At 66.9% G+C, this 21,101-nt stretch carries 15 protein-coding genes and 1 tRNA gene; 9 read left to right on the forward strand and 7 right to left on the reverse strand.

Translation table 11 applies throughout. The features are described from left to right. The first annotated feature begins 198 nt into the window (after positions 1 to 198). The gene (gene rimO / locus VGV58_RS09110; protein WP_326873700.1) at positions 199 to 1,518 is read left to right on the forward strand and encodes a 30S ribosomal protein S12 methylthiotransferase RimO; all 1,320 of its coding nucleotides are present in this window, start codon (positions 199 to 201) and stop codon (positions 1,516 to 1,518) included. A gap of 14 nt (positions 1,519 to 1,532) precedes the next feature. On the opposite strand, the gene VGV58_RS09115 is transcribed toward rimO, so the two are convergent. Both VGV58_RS09115 and VGV58_RS09120 read right to left on the reverse strand, forming a co-directional pair. Next, entirely contained in the window at positions 1,533 to 1,745 is a 213-nt protein-coding gene (locus tag VGV58_RS09115) for a hypothetical protein (protein WP_326873701.1), read from the reverse strand. Positions 1,746 to 1,898: 153 nt separating this feature from the next. Further along, positions 1,899 to 2,870 (reverse strand): quinone oxidoreductase family protein, encoded by a 972-nt coding sequence (locus VGV58_RS09120; RefSeq protein WP_326873702.1) that lies wholly within the window; start codon positions 2,868 to 2,870, stop codon positions 1,899 to 1,901. Between the two features lie 128 nt (positions 2,871 to 2,998). Here VGV58_RS09120 and VGV58_RS09125 point away from each other — a divergent pair, with 128 nt between their 5' ends. Continuing rightward, positions 2,999 to 4,699, forward strand: a complete 1,701-nt coding sequence (locus tag VGV58_RS09125; protein WP_326873703.1) for a SulP family inorganic anion transporter — start codon at positions 2,999 to 3,001, stop codon at positions 4,697 to 4,699. Between the two features lie 52 nt (positions 4,700 to 4,751). Beyond that, complete coding sequence (locus VGV58_RS09130) at positions 4,752 to 5,924, forward strand: UbiH/UbiF family hydroxylase (protein ID WP_326873704.1); 1,173 nt, start codon at positions 4,752 to 4,754, stop codon at positions 5,922 to 5,924. A 3-nt stretch (positions 5,925 to 5,927) separates the two neighbouring features. On the opposite strand, the gene VGV58_RS09135 is transcribed toward VGV58_RS09130, so the two are convergent. Together VGV58_RS09135 and VGV58_RS09140 are read right to left on the reverse strand one after the other, a co-directional pair. Then, positions 5,928 to 7,031, reverse strand: a complete 1,104-nt coding sequence (locus tag VGV58_RS09135) for a CaiB/BaiF CoA transferase family protein (RefSeq protein ID WP_326873705.1) — start codon at positions 7,029 to 7,031, stop codon at positions 5,928 to 5,930. 34 nt (positions 7,032 to 7,065) lie between these two features. Further along, positions 7,066 to 8,037 (reverse strand): AEC family transporter, encoded by a 972-nt coding sequence (locus VGV58_RS09140; RefSeq protein ID WP_326873706.1) that lies wholly within the window; start codon positions 8,035 to 8,037, stop codon positions 7,066 to 7,068. Positions 8,038 to 8,267: 230 nt separating this feature from the next. Here VGV58_RS09140 and VGV58_RS09145 point away from each other — a divergent pair, with 230 nt between their 5' ends. Next, complete coding sequence (locus VGV58_RS09145; protein ID WP_326873707.1) at positions 8,268 to 9,932, forward strand: hypothetical protein; 1,665 nt, start codon at positions 8,268 to 8,270, stop codon at positions 9,930 to 9,932. A gap of 78 nt (positions 9,933 to 10,010) precedes the next feature. Here VGV58_RS09145 and VGV58_RS09150 read toward each other — a convergent pair. From VGV58_RS09150 to VGV58_RS09160, 3 genes are all read right to left on the reverse strand, one after another. Further along, a tRNA-Glu gene (locus VGV58_RS09150) sits at positions 10,011 to 10,085 on the reverse strand. Between the two features lie 94 nt (positions 10,086 to 10,179). Further along, the gene (gene recJ / locus VGV58_RS09155; protein ID WP_326873708.1) at positions 10,180 to 11,982 is read right to left on the reverse strand and encodes a single-stranded-DNA-specific exonuclease RecJ; all 1,803 of its coding nucleotides are present in this window, start codon (positions 11,980 to 11,982) and stop codon (positions 10,180 to 10,182) included. 46 nt (positions 11,983 to 12,028) lie between these two features. Then, complete coding sequence (locus VGV58_RS09160; protein ID WP_326873709.1) at positions 12,029 to 13,468, reverse strand: MFS transporter; 1,440 nt, start codon at positions 13,466 to 13,468, stop codon at positions 12,029 to 12,031. 298 nt (positions 13,469 to 13,766) lie between these two features. Between VGV58_RS09160 and VGV58_RS09165 the strand changes: the two genes are divergently transcribed. The 5 genes from VGV58_RS09165 (at position 13,767) to VGV58_RS09185 (ending at position 20,922) form a co-directional block, all read left to right on the forward strand. Beyond that, positions 13,767 to 14,105, forward strand: a complete 339-nt coding sequence (locus VGV58_RS09165) for a hypothetical protein (protein ID WP_326873710.1) — start codon at positions 13,767 to 13,769, stop codon at positions 14,103 to 14,105. Between the two features lie 180 nt (positions 14,106 to 14,285). Continuing rightward, positions 14,286 to 15,779 carry an IMP dehydrogenase gene (gene guaB / locus VGV58_RS09170; protein WP_326873711.1) on the forward strand — a complete coding sequence of 498 codons (1,494 nt, stop codon included), beginning with the start codon at positions 14,286 to 14,288 and terminating at the stop codon, positions 15,777 to 15,779. 102 nt (positions 15,780 to 15,881) lie between these two features. Continuing rightward, positions 15,882 to 16,292, forward strand: a complete 411-nt coding sequence (locus VGV58_RS09175) for an MAPEG family protein (RefSeq protein ID WP_326873712.1) — start codon at positions 15,882 to 15,884, stop codon at positions 16,290 to 16,292. 215 nt (positions 16,293 to 16,507) lie between these two features. Beyond that, positions 16,508 to 17,776 carry an efflux RND transporter periplasmic adaptor subunit gene (locus VGV58_RS09180; protein ID WP_326873713.1) on the forward strand — a complete coding sequence of 423 codons (1,269 nt, stop codon included), beginning with the start codon at positions 16,508 to 16,510 and terminating at the stop codon, positions 17,774 to 17,776. Then, complete coding sequence (locus VGV58_RS09185) at positions 17,776 to 20,922, forward strand: efflux RND transporter permease subunit (protein WP_326873714.1); 3,147 nt, start codon at positions 17,776 to 17,778, stop codon at positions 20,920 to 20,922. Before VGV58_RS09180 ends, VGV58_RS09185 begins: the two co-directional genes overlap by 1 nt. Positions 20,923 to 21,101: the final 179 nt, after the last annotated feature.

Below are 21,101 nucleotides of genomic sequence, written 5' to 3' on the forward strand. Positions count from 1 at the left end.
AAGCTTCGGCGTCTTTCGATGGATTCCGGAGCTGCGCGCCTCCGGCGCCTGTCCGGAATGACGATGGTCTTATCGAAAGACGGGTCGGCACCGACCGGCCTCGCATTTGCAAATTTGTCCAAAAAGGATCAAAGGAAGCGCCAACGCGCCGGCCTTGCCGCGCTTTTCCCTTGCTCCGTTTTCAGAGTTCCGCCGCCGATGAACGCCGTCGCGCCGAAAATCTCGTTCGTCTCCCTCGGGTGCCCCAAGGCGCTCGTCGATTCCGAACGCATCATCACCTCGCTGCGCTCGGAGGGCTATGAGCTCAGCAAGAGCCATGCGGGTGCCGACGTCGTCATCGTCAACACCTGCGGCTTCCTCGACAGCGCCAAGCAGGAATCGCTGGAAGCGATCGGCTCGGCCATGGCCGAGAACGGCAAGGTCATCGTCACCGGCTGCATGGGGGCCGAGCCCGAGCAGATCCGCGACGCCTTCCCGAACCTGCTCGCGATCACCGGCCCGCAGGCCTATGAGAGCGTCGTCTCTGCCGTGCACCAGGCGGTGCCGCCCAAGCACGATCCCTTCATCGACCTCGTGCCGGACCAGGGCATCAAGCTGACGCCGCGGCACTACGCTTACTTAAAGATTTCAGAAGGTTGCAACAACCGCTGCAGCTTCTGCATCATTCCGAAACTGCGCGGCGACCTGGTCTCGCGGCCGATCGGCGACGTGCTTCGCGAGGCCGAGAAGCTGGTCAAGGCCGGCGTCAAGGAACTGCTGGTGATCTCGCAGGACACCAGCGCCTATGGGCTCGACATCAAGTACGCGCCGTCGATGTGGAAGGACCGCGAGGTCCGTACCCGCTTCTTCGAGCTGGCGCGCGAGCTCGGCCAGATGGGCGTCTGGGTGCGGATGCACTATGTCTACCCCTACCCGCATGTCGACGAGGTCATCCCGCTGATGGCGGAAGGCAACGTGCTGCCCTATCTCGACATCCCGTTCCAGCACGCCTCCCCCTCGGTGCTGAAGGCGATGCGCCGCCCAGCCCATCACGAGAAGACGCTGGAGCGGATCCGGAAATGGCGCGAGATCTGCCCCGACCTCGCCATCCGCTCGACCTTCATCGTCGGCTTCCCCGGCGAGACGGAAGAAGACGTCGATTTCCTGCTCGACTGGCTGAAGGAAGCCAAGCTCGAGCGCGTCGGCTGCTTCAAATACGAGCCGGTCAAGGGCGCGACCGCCAATGATCTCGGCCTGCCGCTGGTCGACGAAGACGAGAAGGAAGCGCGCTGGCATCGCTTCATGAAGACGCAGGCCGAGGTTTCGGCCCGCATCGTCAAGGGGCGCGTCGGCAAGCGCATTCCGGTGATCATCGACGAGGCCGGCCCGACCGTCGCCAAGGGCCGCTCGAAATGGGACGCGCCGGAGATCGACGGCAATGTCTATGTGTCGAGCCGGCGGCCGCTGCGGCCGGGCGATATCGTCACGGTGAAGATCGAGCGTGCCGACGCCTATGACCTGCACGGCATGGCGGTCTGAGCGGAGCCTGTCTCTCAGGCATGGGCCGCGGCCATCGGGCGCGGCATGCGGCGCGGCTCGGCGACACGGCCGATACGCGGCCGCGAGGACTTCTCGAAGACGATCTGCGCATCGCTGACCTGTGTGACGAGCTGGAGCGTCGGCCGGGCGGCAAGCTGTGCGTTGAGCGCCATCGCGACGATGACGAAGGAGAGGGTGAAGCCGACGCGGCGAAGAAGCGGGGACATGACGTAAGGGACCAATAATCTTGTTGTTGGCCCCGCTTTGCCGGCTCCAGGCGCGCTTTCGCTTTCAGGTTTCGAAACTTTCGATTTTTTCGTTCCGTTACGGAAACGGCCGCCCTTCGGGCGGCCGCATGCAGTGTCGCCGGATCGCTCGTTCTACGGCACGATCACTGTCGAGCCGGTCGTTCCGCGCCCTTCGAGCGCGCGATGCGCATCGGCCGCATCCTTCAAAGCGAAACGCGCATTGATGGCGACGGCGACCTTGCCGGAGCCGACCGCCTCGAACAGGTTCTTCGCCATCGCGACCAGGGTGTCGCGGTTGGCCGTGTGCGTGTTCATCGTCGGGCGGGTGACGTAGAGGGAGCCCTTCGCGGCGAGAATACCGAGATTGAAGGCCTCGACCGCACCCGAGGCGTTGCCGAAGCTCGCCAGCAGGCCGAATGGCCTGAGCGAGTCGAGCGAGCCCATGAAGGTGTCCTTGCCGACGCCGTCATAGACAACATTACAGAGCTTGCCGCCGGTGATCTCCTTGACCCGCGCCGGAACGTCCTCGTCGCGATAGAGGATGACATGGTCGGCCTTGTTCGCCCTGGCGAGCTCGGCCTTCTCCTTGCTGCCGACGGTACCGATCACGGTCGCACCCAGCGCCTTGCCCCATTGGCAGAGGATAGAGCCGGTGCCGCCGGCCGCGGCATGGACCAGGATCGTGTCGCCCGGCTTCACCGGATAGGTGCGGTGAAGCAGGTATTCCGCCGTCAGCCCCTTCAGCATCATGCTGGCGCCGGCTTCGTAGGACACGTTGTCGGGCAAGGCGACGACCGCCGACGCAGGAACGATGCGCTCCTCGGCATAGGCGCCATGGGCGGCGACGACGGCGATCCGGTCGCCCGGCTTGAACTCCGTGACGCCGGGGCCGACCGCGAGCACGTCGCCCGCCGATTCGTTGCCGAGCGTGAACGGCAGCGGCGCCGGGTAGAGGCCGGTGCGGAAATAGGTGTCGATGAAGTTGAGGCCGATGGCGCGGTTGCGGATCAGGATCTCGCCCGCTCCCGGCGCCGGCAGGCTGACCTCTTCGAGCTGCAGAACCTCGGGGCCACCGGTCTTGTGTACGCGGATTGCTTTCGCCATGGCGATCTCCTGATGTCGATGGCCGCAACGATAGGGACTTGCCTTCCTCCCGCGCAACGGCTGCACTGCACGGCAGACCCGCGCAAACGCCGAGTCGGTCTGGCATCTCTGCATGATCGGTCTCTGACATGAACAGGCAAGGCGCTCATCTCGGTGGCCCGCCGATCCTGCGCGAGGCCTTCACGCCCAAGCTGATCTCCGCCCTGAGGGAAGGCTATGGCCTGGCGCGGCTACGCGCCGATGCTCTTTCCGGGCTGACGGTCGCGATCGTCGCGCTGCCGCTTTCCATGGCGATCGCCATCGCCAGTGGCGCCACACCGGCGGCCGGGCTGTTCACTGCGATCGTCGGCGGTTTCCTGGTCTCGGCGCTGAGCGGCAGCCGCCACCAGATCGGCGGGCCGGCCGGCGCCTTCATCGTCCTCGTCGCCGCGACGATCGACCAGCACGGCTTCGACGGGCTTCTGCTCGCCACCATGCTGGCCGGCGCGGTGCTGATTGCGGTCGGGGCGCTCAGGCTCGGCACCTACATCAAGTACATCCCGCATCCCGTGCTGGTCGGCTTCACCACCGGCATCGCCATCATCATCTTCGCGAGCCAGATCCGCGATCTGCTCGGCCTGACGCTGCCCGGCAAGGAGCCGGCGGCGCTGATCCCGAAGCTGCAGGCGCTCGGGGGCGCGCTCGGCACGCTCAACCCGGCAGCGCTCGGGCTCTCGGCCCTGACGGTCGCGACGATCCTGGCCATCAGGCGCTGGCGGCCGAGCTGGCCGGGTCTCCTGATCGCTGTCGCGCTCGCCGCCGCCGCGACCTTCCTGTTCAATCTGCCGGTCGAGACCATCGGCAGCCGCTTCGGCGGCATTCCGCGCGCCCTGCCCGCCCCGCATCTGCCGGCCTTCAGCCTCGACAAGCTGGTCGAGGTGCTGCCGGCGGCGCTGTCGATCGCCGTGCTTGGCGGCATCGAATCGCTGCTTTCCGCCGTGGTCGCCGACGGGATGAGCGGACGCCGGCACCGCTCGAACATGGAGCTGGTGGCGCAGGGCGTCGCCAATATCGGCTCGCCCCTTTTCGGGGGCATCTGCGTCACCGGCACGATCGCCCGCACCGCGACCAATATCCGCGCCGGCGGCGTCACGCCGATCGCCGGGATGCTGCACGCCGCCTTCGTGCTGCTGTTCATGCTGGTCGCGGCGCCGCTCGCCTCCTACATCCCGTTGGCGGCGCTTGCCGGGGTGCTCGCCGTGGTCTCCTGGAACATGGCCGAGAAGGCCGCTTTCGCGGCGATCCTCAGGCATTCGCGCGCCGACTCGCTCGTGCTGCTCGCGACCTTCCTGCTGGTGATCTTCGAGGACCTGATGGTCGGGATCGGCGTTGGCGTCGTGCTGGGATCGCTGATCTTCATGCACCGCATGGCCAATATCGTCACGGTCGAGGCCGGCATGGACACAGGCCTCGTCGACTATGACGAAGCGGGTCATGACGAGCCGCAGATGAACGGCAACGGCAAGCGCGACGGCGAAGCCTTCCACTACAAGATCACCGGCCCGCTCTTCTTCGGCGCCAGCAGCCATGTCGCGACCGTGCTCGATCGCGTCGGCCCCTTTCCCGAGCGGATCGTGCTCGATCTCTCAGGCGTGCCCTTCGCCGATTCGAGCGCGGCAGTCTCGCTCAAGGCGATGATCGACAAGGCGTTGCGGCATGGTTCCGCCGTCGAGATTCGTGGCGCCGGGCGGCAGGTCCGCGCTGTGCTCGGTCATGAGGGCATCGACGAGCGGATCGTCTCGTTCCGGGAGATCGCCCAGAAGCCCGGCAAGGGCGTGGTTTGGGGATAGCTGCGGCAAGCCAGCGCTCGCCAGCGGAGCCCGCATCGGCTACCCAAAGGCCATGACGGATCAGCAGCATTGCGACATCGCCATCGTCGGGGCCGGCGCGGTCGGCCTCGCAGCAGCGCTCGCGCTCGCCGCCGCCGGGCGGCAGGTCGTGCTGTTCGGGCAGGCGAGCGCGCCGCGCGATGGCCGTACCGTCGCCTTGCTCGACGGTTCCTGGCGGCTGCTCGAGGCGCTCGGCTTGACTGAGACGCTGGACGCGGTCGCCGCGCCGCTCGCGGTGATGCGAATGGTCGACGACACCGGCAGCCTGTTCCGGCAGCCACCGGTCGAGTTCAAGGCGGCCGAACTCGGCCTGCCGGCCTTCGGCTGGAATGTCGAGAACGCCGTGCTGGTCGAAGCCATGGCAGCCAGGTCCGCGGCCGAGCCGCGTATCCACATGATCCCGCAGGCGGTGACGGAGATCGCGGCAGGCGCCGACAGTGTCCGTCTGGCGGGTGACGGCTTTACGCCTGTCGCGGCCCGCCTCGTCGTCGGCGCCGATGGCCGCAAGTCGCGGGTCCGTGAGGCCGCCGGCATCACGGCGCGCGACTGGAGCTACCCACAGGTGGCGCTGACGGCGATCTTGAGCCATCGCCGCGAGCATCAGGACGCCTCGACCGAATTCCACACCCGCTCGGGCCCGTGCACGCTGGTGCCGATGTCCGGCCGGCGCTCCTCGCTGGTCTGGCTGGTCGAACCGCAGGACGCGGACCGGCTCGCCGGAATGGATGATCTCGCTTTCGCCCGGGAGGTGGAGCGCCGGACCCATTCGATCCTCGGCGCGCTGACCGTCGCAGGCCCGCGCGGGCGCGTACCGATGGGCGGCCTGTCGGTCGATCGCTTCGCCGCCGACCGCATGGCGCTGATCGGCGAAGCCGCGCATGTCTTCCCGCCGATCGGGGCGCAGGGACTCAATCTCGGCCTGCGCGACGTCGCGGCGCTGCGCGATGCGGTGGCCGGAGCCGACGATCCTGGCGACGAGGCGGCGCTCGCTGCTTATGACCGCTCGCGCCAGGCCGATGTGCGACTGCGCACCGGCGCCGTCGATGCGCTCAACCGGACCTTGCTGACCGACTTGCTGCCGGCCGACCTGATGCGCGGCGCCGGGCTGCTCGCATTGTCGCGGATCGCGCCCTTGCGCCGGCTGGTGATGCGCCAGGGCCTCGCCGGCGGCACCGCGGCAGGCTGAGCCTCAGATTTCGTAGTCGCCGACCGGTGGGCTTGGCCGCAGCGCCGGCGCGGCGTCGCGGAAGACCGGCGCGAGCGGCAGCGGTGTCGAGACCATGCGCCTTCCACCGGGCTCCTCGACCTGCCGGTCGAGCAGGCCGCGCGCGGTCAGGTGCGGATCGGCCAAGGCTTCGTCTAGCGTCCGGACCACGGTGCAGCAGCAGTCGAGCGGTTCGATCGTTTCCCGCCAATGTTTCGCCGGCCGGGACGCGATGATCGTGGCGATTGCGGAGCGCGTCGCCTCCGGGTCGAGCCGGTCGTCCCACAATGTGGCGTCGAGGCCGATGCCCTCGCAGAAGCTCGCCCAGAACTTCTCTTCGAGTGCGCCGACGGCGAGGAACCAGCCATCTTCCGTAGCATAGAGGCCGTAACGGGGGCTGGCCCCGGTCAGTAGCCCCTCCCCGCCACTGGGATAGCGGCCGGCGGCTTGTCCCTGCGCCAATGCGTACCAGGAGAAGGCGAGCATCGCATCGGTCATGGCGATGTCGAGATGGCAGCCCTGGCCGGAGCGGTCACGTTCGCGCAGGGCGAGCAGGATGTTGATCACAGCCGGCATGGCGCCGCCGGCGATGTCGGCGACCAAGGTCGGCGGCAGTGGCGCCGGCCTGCCGCGCGCGAGCGATTGGCCGAGCAGGCCGCCGATTGCCTGGTAGTTGATGTCGTGGCCGGCCTCGGAGGCGCGCGGACCGTCTTGGCCGTAGCCGCTGACCGAGCAATAGACCAGGCGCGGATTGAGCGCCTTCAGCGCCTCGTAGCCGAAGCCAAGGCGCGCCATCACGCCGGGCCGGAACTGCTCGATGACGATGTCGGCCTGCTCGATCAATGGGGTCAACCGTGCCAGCGCGTCAGACGCCTTGAGATCGATGGCGAGGCTCTGCTTGCCGCGATTGAGGGCGGCGAAGGGAGCGGAGGTCTCGCCGAAGCGCGGCGGGAAGCGGCGCATGTCCTCGCCATCCGGCCGCTCGATCCGGATCACGCGCGCGCCGGCTTCGGCGAGGAAGAGGCTTGCAAGCGGGCCCGGCAGCAGGGTCGAGAAATCGAGGACGAGGAGATCGGAGAGCGGCTGCATCGGCGGGCCCGGGAAGACAGGCCCTCTCAGGCCTTCAGTGAAACAAATCTGCCGGCATCCTGCCCGTCTTCACCAGCCACAGGAAGCCCGTCAGCGTCACTGTCGAGACGATGGTGCCGACGAGGATGCAGGCCGAAGCGCGCTCGATGCCGACGCGATACTGCGTCGAGATCACGAAGATGTTCAGCGCCGGCGGCAGCGCCGCCATGATCACCGCGGCATAGACCCAGGGCGCCGAGAAATCACCGAGGCCCGATAGAAGCAGCCAGACCAGCAACGGGTGCAGCAGCAGCTTGATCGCCACGAGCCAGGGCAATTCGCCGGGCATCTGCCGTATCGGCTGCAGCGCGACCGTGACGCCGAGCAGGAACAGCGCGCAGGGTGCGGCCGCCTGCGAGAGCCAGAGCGTCATCTTGTCGATCGCGGTCGGCAATTCGAGCTTGAGGAAAGCCGCGAGCACGCCGGCGACGGTCGCGACATTGAAGGGATGGGTCACGACCCGCCGGACCACCTCGGCGGCCGTCGCGGCGAAGCTGCGCTTCTCGACGCCAGCCAGCGCCATCAGGAACGGGATCAGCGAGAACAGCAGCAGATTGTCGAAGACGAAGATCAGCACCACCGGCGCGCTGGCGGCGGGGCCGAGCGCCGCCAGGATCAGCGGCGGGCCCATATAGCCGATATTGGAATAGGAGCCGGCGACGCCCTGCATCACCGCTTGCGGCATGTCGCCATGGGTGTGGCGCCAACCGAGTGCGAAGGAGAGCACGAAGGCGCAGAAGGTGGCGAGCGTCGTTACCGCGACGAAGCGCCAGTTGGTCAGCTCGCTCAGCGGCTTGTCGGCGATCAGCCGGTAGAACAGGCAAGGCAGCGCGACATAGATCAGGAAGAACTGCATCCAGGCCAGCCCCTCGCCCGGCAGCCGCTTGTAACGGCCGATCAGGAAGCCGAGCAGGATCAGCCCGAAGAAGGGCGCGACCAGGTTGAACAGGCTGGCGATGTCGGCCATGCGGCATTCTCGCTTGACCGACGATGGCGACGGCGCCGCCTTATAGGACGGGCGTCGGCGCCTGAGAACCCGGCGGCCGCGCACATTCCTGCGCCGGCAGCTCGTGCAACTAAAGATTGCAGCTTTCGACAAAGCCGGAAGCGATCGGGTAACACATTTCTGCCATGTTCCCCCGATGGCTCATGGAACAGGTGATGATGAGCGGCTCTCAAGCGGCAACAGGTAGTCCGGTGTCCGGGGCAGTCTGGCGATCTTCGATCACGTCTCCGACCTTCTGGATCGCGGCGTTCCTGGCGATGGTGATCCTGGGGCTCGCGCTCCCGATCCGCCTGCCGCTCGGCCCGAATTACTGGGACACCGACATCTACCTCGATGCCGCCCAGCGCATCCGGCAGGGGCAGGTTCCCAATATCGACTTCTTCACCTCGATCGGTCCGCTCGGCTTCTATCTCACTGCCGGGATCAAGGCGCTGTTCCCGCAGGCGCAGCCGGCCCTGCTCGCCAATTGGGCGATCGTGCCGATCTCGCTGCCGATCGCTGCGTTGATCGCCTGGGACATCGGCGCACGCTCGCGCAAGCTGGCGCTGGCGATCGTCATACCGTTCCTGGTTCTGACCTCGCTGCCGATCAATCTTCACAGCCTCTACCCATCGCCCGGCTTCGACGGGTTCGGCTACTACAACCGCCATGTGGCCCTGCTGCTCTATCTGCTGCTGGCGGCGCTCCTCTTCGTCGAGAGCCGGGCCCTGCTGACGACGCTCGTCGCGGTGCTGATGGTCGCGCTGTTCCTGGTCAAGGTGACGGGGCCAGTCTCGGGCGCTGCCCTTGTCGGCTATGCGGTTCTGGCCGGGCGCATGCGCTTTCGCGATGCGGCGATCGCCGCCGGCGCTGTCATCGCCTGCCTGGGCCTGATCGAACTCGCGACCGGCCTCGTCTTCGCTTATCTCGAAGACATCCTCGATCTGGCGATGCTCAACTCCGCCTCGTTCCTGCGGCGCTTCCTGACGCTGGGCTCGATCAAGTTCAACGTGATCGCGCCTTGCCTGGCTCTGATCGGCGTTCTCGCCTACGCGGCGCGGCGGGACCGGCTGTCGCAGGGGAGCCTGCTGACCTCGCCGCTGGGCTGGCTGGGCGCGAGCCTCTTCGCACTGGTCCTCGGCGAGACGCAGAACAGCGGGTCGCTCGAATTCATCGGGCTCTGGCCGGTGCTGATCCTGATCCTCAAGGACTATTCCCAAAAATCCGGCGACCAGTTGCGTCCATGGGTCCTGATGCTCGTCATGGCCGTCTCGCTACCCAGCGCCGTGATCTTCCTGGAGCGGGGGGCGCGCGCGGTGATCGCCGCTCCGCGCTACCAGGCGCTGGAGGTGCCGGATGTCGGGCCGCTCGGCCGCGTCAGCCTGAAGCCGGAGCTGGCGGAGCGCGCGGTCGGGCAGCTCGAGCACTATGTCGAGTATTATGACGCCTCCGCCGACCTCGTCCGCCGGGGCCTGCTGCCGTCGGCCACCCTGTTCTCGGAGATCGACCACCAGGCGACCTGGCTGCTCGAAGTGCAGCAGGGCGTCGATGCCATCAAGCGCTGGGAAGCCACAAACCGCCGCCAGCTCAACGGCTTCTTCGCGCTCGACTTCGTCAGCCCATTCAATCACCTGCTCGGCCGCGCTGCTCCGCTTCACGTCGCACTCGGCATCGATACCGAGCGGACCAACCCGAAGGTCACGCGCGAGATGCTGGAAGCCCTGCGCGACATCGACGCGATCATGCGGCCCAAATGCCCCTACGAGGTCAAGCGGGCAGCGATCTGGACACAGTTCGCCCAGGCCCTGGAAGGCCGCCAGCTGATCAGCCTTTCGCCCTGCTGGGACATGTATCTGAGAAAGCAGCGCGAGCCCTGAGAGCGCCTAGCGATAGCGGCGCTGCGCTCGCCACGAGCGTGGTGGCTGTGATCGCGATGCTGTAGCGCTGAACAGGAGTGGCGCGGTCTACGGGAGTCGAACCCGTCTCCCCAGCGTGAAAGGCTGGTGTCCTAACCGATAGACGAAGACCGCGGGCCTGAGCGCGAAGCGCTCTTGCGAGGCGGGGCGAGCTATAGTGTCCCGGCGAAGCTTGGGCAACCCCGTTGTCAGGGTTTTTCGCATCCGCTCACAGCGGCCGGGCCAAATCCACCACGCGCAGCTCGGCCCGCTCGTTGCCGCCCCAGCGATTCAGCGTCAATGTGCCCGCCAGATGCACGCTCTCGCCGCGTGCCGCCAGCAGCGCCTGGCCGAGCGGCTCGCGCGCGGCGCGGAAGGCGATTCCCCCGATCGTGGCGCCATCGCCCGCCCGCAGCTTGATGCGCATGTGCCCACCGGCTCCGACCTCGATCACCTCCGTGAGGCGATGTGCCGGCAGCACGAAGACCGGCTCCGGGCAGCCGGCGCCGAATGGGCCGGCCCGGTCGATCTCGGCGAGCAGGCGCGGATTGGCGCCGCCGGCGCTGATAGCCGCGTCGATCAGCAGCGCCTCGGCCTCGCGCGAACCGGCAACACCACGGGCCAGCCGTTCGCTGACGAAGCTGGCGAAGGCGCCCTCCTGCCCTGGCGCCAGCGTGACGCCGGCCGCCATGGCATGGCCGCCACCCTTGACCGCAAGACCGGCCTCGACCGCATGGCGCACGGCCGAGCCGAGGTCGACGCCGGCGATCGAGCGGCCAGAGCCGGTCGCGCCGCCATTGGCGTTACGCGCCAGCGCGAAGGCCGGCCGGTTGAACCGTTCCTTCAGGCGGCCCGCAATCAGCCCGACAATGCCCGGATGCCAATCGGCCGAGCCGACGACCAGCACCGGATGCGCGGCGGCATCCTCGAAGCGATGCTCGACCTCGGCCACCGCTTCCTCGACCGCGGCACGCTCGATCTCCTGACGTTCCTGGTTGAGCCGGTTGAGTTCGGCGGCGATGCTGCGCGCCTCGACCTCGTCCGAGGTCAGGAGCAAACGGGCGCCGAGAGCCGCGTCGCCGATGCGCCCACCGGCATTGATGCGTGGCCCGAGCAGGAAGCCGAGATGCCAAGCCTGCACGGGCCCATCGAGCCCGGCGACATCGAGCAATGCCGCGAGGCCGGGCCGCTGGCGCAGCCGCATCATGACGATGCCCTGGCGCACGAAGGCGCGGTTGAGGCCGATCAGCGGCACGACATCGGCGACAGTCGCCAGCCCGACGAGATCGAGCGCCGCGAGCAGATCAGGCTCGCCGCCCCTTGCCTGCCAGGCGCCGCGACGACGCAGCTCGCGATTGGTCGCGACCAGCGTCAGGAAGACCACGCCGGCGGCACAGAGATGGCCGAGACCGGCGAGATCGTCCTGCCGGTTTGGATTGACCAGCGCCTCGACCTCGGGAAGCAGCTCCGGCGCCTGGTGATGGTCGAGCACGACAGTGTCGAGGCCGAGCCGTGCCGCCTGCTGCAGCGGCTCGTGGCTGGTCGTGCCGCAGTCGACGGTGACGAGCAGTGTTGCGCCCTCGCCTGCCAGCATGGCTATGGCCTCGGCGTTGGGGCCATAGCCCTCGATCAGGCGATCGGGGATATGGATGCGCGGCTTGGCTCCCGACTCGGCCAGGAAACCGGCAAGCAGCGCCGCCGAGCAGGCGCCGTCGACGTCGTAGTCGCCGAAGATCGCGACCTTCTCGCCGGATATCGCCGCCTGCGCGAGCCGCTGCGCTGCGCGGTCCATGTCACGCAGCACGGATGGGTCCGGCAGCAGATCGCGCAGCTTCGGCTCGAGATGGCGCAGCGCCTCGCTGGAGGCGACGCCGCGGCCGGCCAGGACGCGCGCCAGCGTATCGGGCACACCCTCGACCTGCGCCAGCGCCTCGGCTTGCGCGAGGCCGGCGGGATCGAGGCGGTCGCGCCAGGGGCGTCCGAGGGCCGAGTGCCCGACGCCGAGGAACAGGCGATTCTGGCCGGAGATCATGTGTCACCGCTGGCGCAGCGGCGCGGCTTCGTCAATCCAGGGCACATCACTCGAGCGGCTTCTGATCCTCGATCGCCTGCGCGGTGACCTTGCGGGCGCTCATCGGCGCATGGCCGGAGACTTCCGCGCCGGCATCAGGCTTCAGCCTGATCATCCACAGCGCCGACGAGGCCGAGATCAGACCGACCAGGACGAAGGCCGGCCAGAAATCCCCGGCACCAAGCGCCTTGCCGCCATTGTAGAGATTGGCGGCCTCGAGCGCGAACGCCCCGACGGTGATGCCCAGGCTGAGCGATAGTTGCTGGGCGACGCTGGAGAAACTGGTCGCGCTCGACATGTCGCGGTTCGAGACGTCGGCATAGCTCAGCGCGTTGATGCCGGTGAACTGCAGCGAGCGGAAGCAGCCGCCGATGAAAAGCACGCCGAGCATGATCCAGTGCGGCGTCGTCGGGGTGAACAGGCCTGAAGCTGCCAGGAAGGCCGAGCCGATCAGCGCGTTGAACGTCAGCACGCCGCGGAAGCCGAAGCGGGCGAGGATCGTCTTCGCCAGCGTCTTCATCACGAGCGCGCCTGCGGCCGAAGCGAAGGTGATCAGGCCCGATTGCAACGCGTCGAGGCCGAAACCGAGCTGCAGCATCAGGGGCAGCAGGAACGGGATCGCGCCGATGCCGACGCGAAAGATAGAGCCGCCGAGGACGCCGATTCGATAGGTCGGGATGCGCAGCAGCGAGAGATTGAGCACTGGATAGGCCAGCCGGCGGGCATGGAACCAGTAGAGGACCAATGCCGCGATCCCGAAGGCGACGCAGCCATAGGAGACAGCGACAGGCACGAGATGGCGCCCACCGGTGGCGAGGCCGAGCATCAGCGCGGCGAAGCCGGTCGAGGAGAGCAGGAAGCCCCTGATGTCGAGCGGAGCGACGTCCTCCTCGCGGATATCCTCAAAGAACATCGTCGCGAGCGCGATGCCGAGCAAGCCGATCGGCAGGTTGATGAAGAAGATCCAGCGCCAGTCGAAATAGGTGGTGATGAAGCCGCCGACCACGGGGCCGACGACCGGGCCGACCAGCGCCGGCACCGTCAGATAGGCCAGCGCACTGACCAACTCCGATTTCTCGACGCTGCGCAGGATGACGAGCCGGCCGACCGGCACCATCATCGCCCCGCCCATGCCCTGGATGAAGCGTGCCCCGACGAAGGCCCCGAGCGAGTTCGAGAAGGCGCAGAGCACCGAGCCGAGCATGAAGATGCCGAGCGCCGTCCTGAAGATGGTGCGGGCCCCGAACCTGTCGGCCATCCAGCCGGAGATCGGGATGAAGACGGCAAGGCTGACGAGATAGGAGGTCAGCGCCAGCTTGAGCGCGATCGGATCCTCGCCGAGCGACTGGGCGATCACCGGCAGCGAGGTCGCAATCACCGTCGAGTCGGTGTTCTCCATGAACAGCGCGCAGGCGACGATGAGAGGCAGGAGCTTGGCGCGCTGCAAGGAATCGGACTTTCGGAATTTTTCGGCCGCCTGCTGCCCTTTAATGCGGGCTTATCCGGCTGGCGAGAGCGGATCGGGACGGGATGACGAGGGTTGCATTCCCTGCATGACAAAACCGCTGACATAACCGGTGACGGGTCGATTCCGGAGATGTGTGCAGCTCATCACAAGGACGTGATTGCGGCTCAGCTATGCGTCTGTCGCGGGTCATTCGGGCAAGATCGTGCCTATCTCATGGCCGAAGGGGCGATGATTTCGCATACGCCGACGCGGCCGGTCCGCGGGCAAGAGGTGTCCTATGATCAACTCCACCCACCACGCAGTCCGCTCGCTCACCCTGACCGCTTTGCGCCACGGTGCTGCGGTCGCCTTGCTCGCCGGAGCCGCTTTCTTCGGCGCCGGGCAGGCGCCGGCCCTCGCCCAGTCGATGAGCTGGGAAGAAGGCTGCGCGATGCGCGTCGTGACGCCGGGCTCGGGCGACATATTGCGAACCACCAACTGCGGCCGTCAGAAGGACTGCCAGCAGATGGCCAACGCCAAGGGCAGCATGATGATGGGCAATGGCTGCTTCTTCGTGGCGCCCAACGCAGCTCCCGCTGCGCAGGCCACTCAGGCGCGCCCCGTCCGCAAGCAGTAATGACCCGCTGACCGCCATTGCATCGGGCGTGGCCTTGGGTTGCGCCCGACGCTCATAACTTTTGTCATGACGCCTCTAGCGGGCGCGCCACACGCGTGATATCGGGCCTCGTCAACTCGGCTTAGGGCACACCCGCCCTGCCCCTTTTCAGTGCCGGCCGTACCGGCCCCGGAGTTGACGATGGCGACCATCACTGACGGCCTCATTCGCGACGGTTTCACCTTCGACGACGTGCTGCTCGAGCCCGGCCCGTCCGAGGTGATGCCCGGCGATGTCGATATCTCGACGAAGCTCACCAAGACGATCTCGCTCAACCTGCCGATCATCGCCTCGGCGATGGACACGGTCACCGAGGCGAAGATGGCGATCGCCATGGCCCAGGCCGGCGGCCTCGGCGTCGTGCACCGCAATCTCGATCCCGAGCAGCAAGCGGCGCAGGTCCGCCTGGTCAAGAAGTTCGAATCCGGGATGATCGCCAACCCGATCACCATCCATCCCGACGAGACGCTGGCCGACGCGTTCACGCTGATGCGGAACAACGGCATCTCCGGCATTCCGGTGGTCGAGCGCGGCCCGCAGGGGCACAAGGGCAAGCTGGTCGGCATCCTGACCAATCGCGACGTGCGCTTTGCCGCCAATCCGGAACAGCCCGTCTCCGAGCTGATGACCAAGGATCGGCTGATCACGGTCCGCGAAGGCGTCGCGCAGGATGAAGCCCGCCGCCTGCTGCATCAGTTCCGCATCGAGAAGCTGCTGGTGGTCGACGATCACTACCGCTGCATCGGCCTGATCACCGTCAAGGACATGGAGAAGCAGGTCACGCATCCCAATGCCGCCAAGGATGGCCAGGGGCGGCTGCTGGTCGCGGCAGCGACCACCACCGGCGACCTCGGCTTCGAGCGCTCGGAGATGCTGATCGACGCCGGCGTCGACCTCATCGTCGTCGACACCGCCCATGGCCACTCCGCCAAGGTGCTGGAGGCGGTGACGCGGGTGAAGAAGCTCTCCAATGCCGTCCAGGTCATCGCCGGCAACGTCGCCACCGCCGGCGGCGCGCAGGCCCTGATCGACGCCGGCGCCGACGCGATCAAGGTCGGCATCGGCCCGGGCTCGATCTGCACCACCCGCATCGTCGCCGGCGTCGGCGTGCCGCAGCTCACCGCGGTGATGGATGCGGCCTCGGCCGGGCACAAGGCCGGCATCCCGATCATCGCCGATGGCGGCATCAAATATTCCGGCGATCTTGCCAAGGCGCTCGCCGCCGGCGCCGCCTGCGCCATGGTCGGTTCGCTGCTCGCGGGCACCGACGAGACGCCGGGCGAGACCTTCCTGTACCAGGGGCGCTCCTACAAGGCCTATCGCGGCATGGGCTCGGTCGGCGCGATGGCGCGCGGCTCGGCCGACCGCTATTTCCAGCAGGACATCAAGGATGCGCTGAAGCTGGTGCCGGAGGGCATTGAGGGCCAGGTCGCCTATAAGGGCCCGGTCTCGGGCGTGCTGCACCAGCTCGCCGGCGGCCTGCGCGCCGCGATGGGCTATGTCGGCGGCCGCAACCTCGAGGACTATCGCAACAAGGCCCGCTTCATCCGCATCACCAGCGCCGGCCTGCGCGAGAGCCATGTCCATGACGTGACGATCGTGCGCGAGAGCCCGAACTACCCGACGCGCTCCTGATTTCGGATCGCCTCACGGCGATCTGTCCTTTTTCGATCGGGCATCAGATACTTCCGGAGGGTGGACCCAGTTGTCGGTCCGCCGCTCCGCGAAGAGGACGACATGACGCTCAAGCTGATCTATCCGGCGCTGGCCCAGATCCTCTGGAGCTTCGTCGTCCTCGTCATCATGTTCCGGCGCCGCAAGCGGGCCTTCGCCAATCGCGAGGTCGGGCTCGCCGATATCGCCGTCTCGACCGAACGTTACCCTGACACGGCGCGGTTGGCCGCGGCCAATTTCAGTAATCAGTTCGAGACGCCGGTCCTGTTCTTCGCGTTGATCCTGATCGCGATCCATGTCGGCGCGACCGGCTATGTCATGGCGATGCTGGCCTGGGCTTATGTCGCCACGCGCATCGTCCATACATTGGTTCATACTGGAACCAACAGCCTGAAGCAGCGAGCGCTCGTCTTTGCAGCCGGCATTGCCTGCCTGTTCTTCATGTGGGTCGGCATCGTGATTGCTGTTCTCTGAGCAGCCTTTGCTTGTCGCACGCAAGACGTGTGCGGGCGATTTCAACTGGCCGAATTGTCGTCCTGTCACTTCGTCGCTACAGCGCTCAATAAACCGTGTTAGACACTTGCGTCGAAACCGGGCCGTCTTCATGCTAAATTCTTGCGGTGAGGACGATGTGCGGAGCGACCGTCCGGATTAGCCGGATACGGCGTTCCCGTGGCGCAAGGCTTTCTATGGCAGTGCTGACTTTCGGGCGTGTGGCTCTGTTCTCGGCCGCGGGCGTGCTCGCCGCGGGCGCGTTTCTTCATTACACTGGGCGTCCTATTCCCTGGCCGCTCGATCAGGTTCCTTATGGCAAGGTGATCCCCGGTCCGGCCAAGCCGGCCGCGACGGCGTCAGCCCCCGCGGCGGGCGGAAACAACCGCTCAGGCCAGGCCAACCGGCCGCCGGTGACGATCGTCACCGCCAAGGTCGAGCGCCGGGCAATGCCGGTGCGGATCGATGCGATCGGTACCGTCCAGGCGATCTCCACCGTCAACATCCGCTCGCGCGTCGACAGCCAGATCATGGCGGTCGAGTTCCGCGACGGCGCCATGGTCAACAAGGGCGATGTGCTGTTCCGGCTGGATTCGCGCCAGCTCGAGGCGCAGCTGCGCCAGGCCGAGGCCAATGTCGCGCGCGACAAGGCTTCGTTGATCGCGGCCGAATCCGATCTGCGCCGGGCCGAGGAGCTCTCGCGGCGGGAGATCGCCACCGACCAGCGGCTCGACACCGCCCGCACGGCGGTGAGCACCCTGCGCGCCGCGATCCGCGGCGGTGAAGCGGCGGTCGACAGCCTGCGCGTCCAGCTCAGCTACTACACGATCAGCGCGCCGGTTTCGGGCCGCGTCGGCGTCGCTGCCCTCAAGGAGGGCAATATCGCCAAGAGCGGCGACAGTTCGGCGATGCTGGCGACGATCAATCAGATCGACCCGATCTATGTCAGCTTCGCGGTAGCCCAGCGCTATCTGCCCGAGATCCGCGAGGCGATGCAGGCGAAGACGGCGGTCGTCCAGGCGAGCCAGCAGGGCGTCGGCAAGAGCATCGAAGGCACGATCGCGGTGATCGACAACGCGGTCGATGCGACGACCGGCACGATCCAGATTCGCGCCAGCTTCGACAATCCTGCCGAGACGCTCTGGCCCGGCGCGCTCGGTCAGGTCCGGCTGACACTGCGGACCGAGCCTGATGCCGTCACCGTGCCGCGCGAGGCGGTCCAGACCGGCCAGAACGGCTCCTATGTCTTCGTGATCGAGAACAACCTCGCCCGCGCCCGGCCGATCGTCGTTGCCCGCAATGTCGATGACCGCGCCGTCATCGCGTCGGGCCTGACCGGAGACGAGACGGTGGTGATCGACGGGCAGCTGCTGCTGACAGAAGGGGCACGCACGGTCGAGCGCGGCCGTGGCGGCCAGAGCCCGCCAGCGCCCAATCTCACCTCCCAGCGGGGGAGCGCCGGCTGATGAACCTGCCCGAGCTCTGCATCCGTCGCCCGGTCATGACGACCCTTCTGATGGCGACGTTCCTGATCTTCGGGCTGTTCGCCTTCAAGCAGCTGCCGGTCGCGGCGCTGCCCCGGGTCGATTTCCCGACCATCAATGTCAGCGCCCGCCTGCCGGGCGCCAGCCCCGAGACGATGGCGTCGTCGGTCGCGGCGCCGCTCGAGCGCGAATTCGCCTCGATCTCCGGTATCACCTCGATGTCGTCGGTCTCGCAGCAGGGCTCGACCTCGATCACGCTGCAGTTCGACCTCAACCGCAATATCGACGGCGCCGCGCTCGACGTGCAGGCGGCGCTCAGCGCGACGGTGCGGCGCCTGCCGCCAGAGCTCCCTGCCCCGCCGAGCTTCAGGAAGGTCAACCCGGCCGACCAGCCGGTGCTGTTCATGGTGCTGACCTCGGCGACCAAGCCGCTCTACGAGGTCCATGAATTCGGCGAAAACATCCTGCAGCAGCAGATCTCGCAATTGCCCGGCGTCGCCCAGGTCAACATCTTCGGCGCGCAGAAATATGCGGTCCGCGTGCGAGTGAACCCCGACGCCGTCTCGGCCCGCGGCCTCTCTCTTGCAGAAGTCCGCACCGCCATCGCCGCCGCGAACTCCAACTCCCCGGTTGGCACGCTGAACGGCGCCAACCAGCGCCTGACGCTCGGCGCCACCGGCCAGATGGAGCGGGCCGGCGAATACGGCAACCTGATCATCTCGCAGAAGAACGGCATCCCGATCCGGCTCAACGACGTCGCGCAGATCTACGACTCCGTCGAGAACGACCAGACCGGCAGCTGGTATAACGGCCAGCGCTCGATCATGCTGGCGGTCTACCGCCAGTCGGACGCCAACACCGTCCAGGTCGTCGACAGCATCAAAGGCAAGCTCGACGCCTATCGCGCGCAATTGCCGGCGGCGATCGAGCTGCACGTCCTCAACGACCGTTCGATTCCGATCCGCGAGGCGGTCGAGGATGTCGAGGTCTCGCTGATGATCGCGATCGCTCTCGTGATCATGGTGATCTTCCTGTTCCTGAAGAGCTTCGCCGCGACTGTGATCCCGACGCTGGCGCTGCCGATCTCGCTGGTCGGCACCTTCGCGATCATGTTCGCGCTGGGCTATTCGCTCGACAACATCTCGCTGCTGGCGCTGACGCTCGCGGTCGGCTTCGTCGTCGACGACGCCATCGTCATGCTGGAGAACATCATCCGGCATATCGAGATGGGCAAGAAGCCGTTCCAGGCGGCGCTCGACGGTTCGCGCGAGATCGGCTTCACCATCCTGTCGATCACCATCTCGCTGGTTGCCGTCTTCATCCCGGTCTTCTTCATGGGCGGCGTTGTCGGCAAGGTCTTCGCCGAATTCGCCGGCACGATCGCGGCGGCGATCATCGTCTCCGGCTTCGTCTCGCTGACGCTGACGCCGATGCTCTGCGCCCGCTTCCTCAAGGCGCATGACCACCACAAGAAGCCGAACATCGTCGAACGGGTGTTCGAGGCCGGCTTCCAGGGCATGCTCGGAGCCTATCGCTGGACGCTGGATTGCGTGCTGAAGGCACGCTTCCTGATGCTGCTGGTGACGCTCGGCACGGTCTATGTCTCGGTCCAGCTCTATATGGACGTGCCGAAGGGCTTCTTCCCGACCGAGGACACCGGCCTCCTGCGCGGCTCGACCGAAGGCCCGCCCGACACCTCGTTCGAGGCGATGGCGGCGCGCCAGATGCGTCTTGCCGAGATCGTCAAGGCCGATCCGGCGATCGACTACCTGACCTCGAATATCGGCGGTTTCAACGCCACCAATAACGGCTTCATGTTCATCGCATTGAAGCCGAAGGAGCAGCGCGACAAGGCCGAGGTCGTGATCGCGCGGCTGCGCCGGGCCGTCTCGGAGGTGCCGGGCATCACCGCGGTGTTCCAGCAGGTCCAGAACATCAACCTGAACGCAGGTCGTTCCTCGCGGGCACAGTATCTCTATTCGCTGCAGGGGCCCGATCTTGGCGCCCTCTTCAACTATGCGCCTCTGATGCAGCAGCGTCTGTCGCAGCTGCCGCAATTGCGCGACGCCAATATCGACCTGCAACTGCGCAATCCGCAGCTCTCGATCGACATCGACCGCGAGCGCGCCGCCAGCCTCGGCATCTCCAGCGACCAGATCCGCCAGGCACTCGGCAACGCCTTCGGATCGCGCCAGATCGCGACGATCTTCACGCCGGCCACCGACTACCAGGTCATCATGGAGGCCGAGCGCGCCTACCAGCAGGATCCGGCGGTGCTGTCGCGGCTGATGCTGAAGGCCGCCAACGGCCAGAACGTGCCGCTGGAGACGGTGGCGACGATCAAGCCGAGCGTCGGGCCGCTCGCGGTCAACCGTATCTCCCAGCAGCCGGCGGTGACGATCTCGTTCAACACCGCACCCGGCGTCTCGCTGGGCGACGCCGTCAACGCGATCCGCGCTGCCGAGCGCGACATCAACCTGCCCGCCTCGATCGTGACCAGTTTCGCGGGCTCGGCCCAACTCTTCCAGGACGCACTGAAGGGCCAGGGCCTGCTGATCTTCGCGGCGATCCTGGTGATCTACATCATCCTCGGCATTCTCTACGAGAGCTTCATCCACCCGATCACGATCCTGTCCGGTCTGCCCTCTGCGGGCCTGGGCGCCCTGCTCGCCTTGCAGTACTTCCACATGGACCTGTCGGTGATCGCGATCATCGGCATCCTGATGCTGGTCGGCATCGTCAAGAAGAACGCGATCATGATGGTCGACTTCGCGATCGAGCGCCGCAAGATGGGCGACGATGCGCTGACCGCGATCCGCGAGGCCGCGCTGGTGCGCTTCCGGCCGATCATGATGACGAGCTTCGCCGCGATCTTCGGCGTGCTGCCGATCGCGCTCGGGGCCGGCGCTGGCGCGGAGCTGCGCCAGCCGCTCGGCATCGCCGTGGTCGGCGGCCTCGTCGTCTCGCAACTGCTGACGCTCTACATCACGCCCGTCGTCTATTTCTATCTCGACAAGGTCGACAGCTTCATCTCCGGCCGCGGTCGCGGCGAGCGGGAGGAAGCGGCGTCGGTGCCGGGCGCAATCCCTGTTGCGATCCCGCAGGCGGTCCACCGCCCGGCGGATTGAGAGGGCGTTCAGCGTCATTCTTGGTCATCCCGGACAAGCGGCGAAGCCGCGCCGATCCGGGATCCATTCCTGAGCCTTTCCGAAAGAAGTTCCGGAATGGGTCCCGGGTCTCCCTTCGGTCGCCCGGGACGACACGCGCCTTTTCGGTGTTAACGATGACGCCGGCTTTGCGGTGACAG

Source organism: Allobosea sp., assembly GCF_035944895.1.
Taxonomy (GTDB): domain Bacteria; phylum Pseudomonadota; class Alphaproteobacteria; order Rhizobiales; family Beijerinckiaceae; genus Allobosea.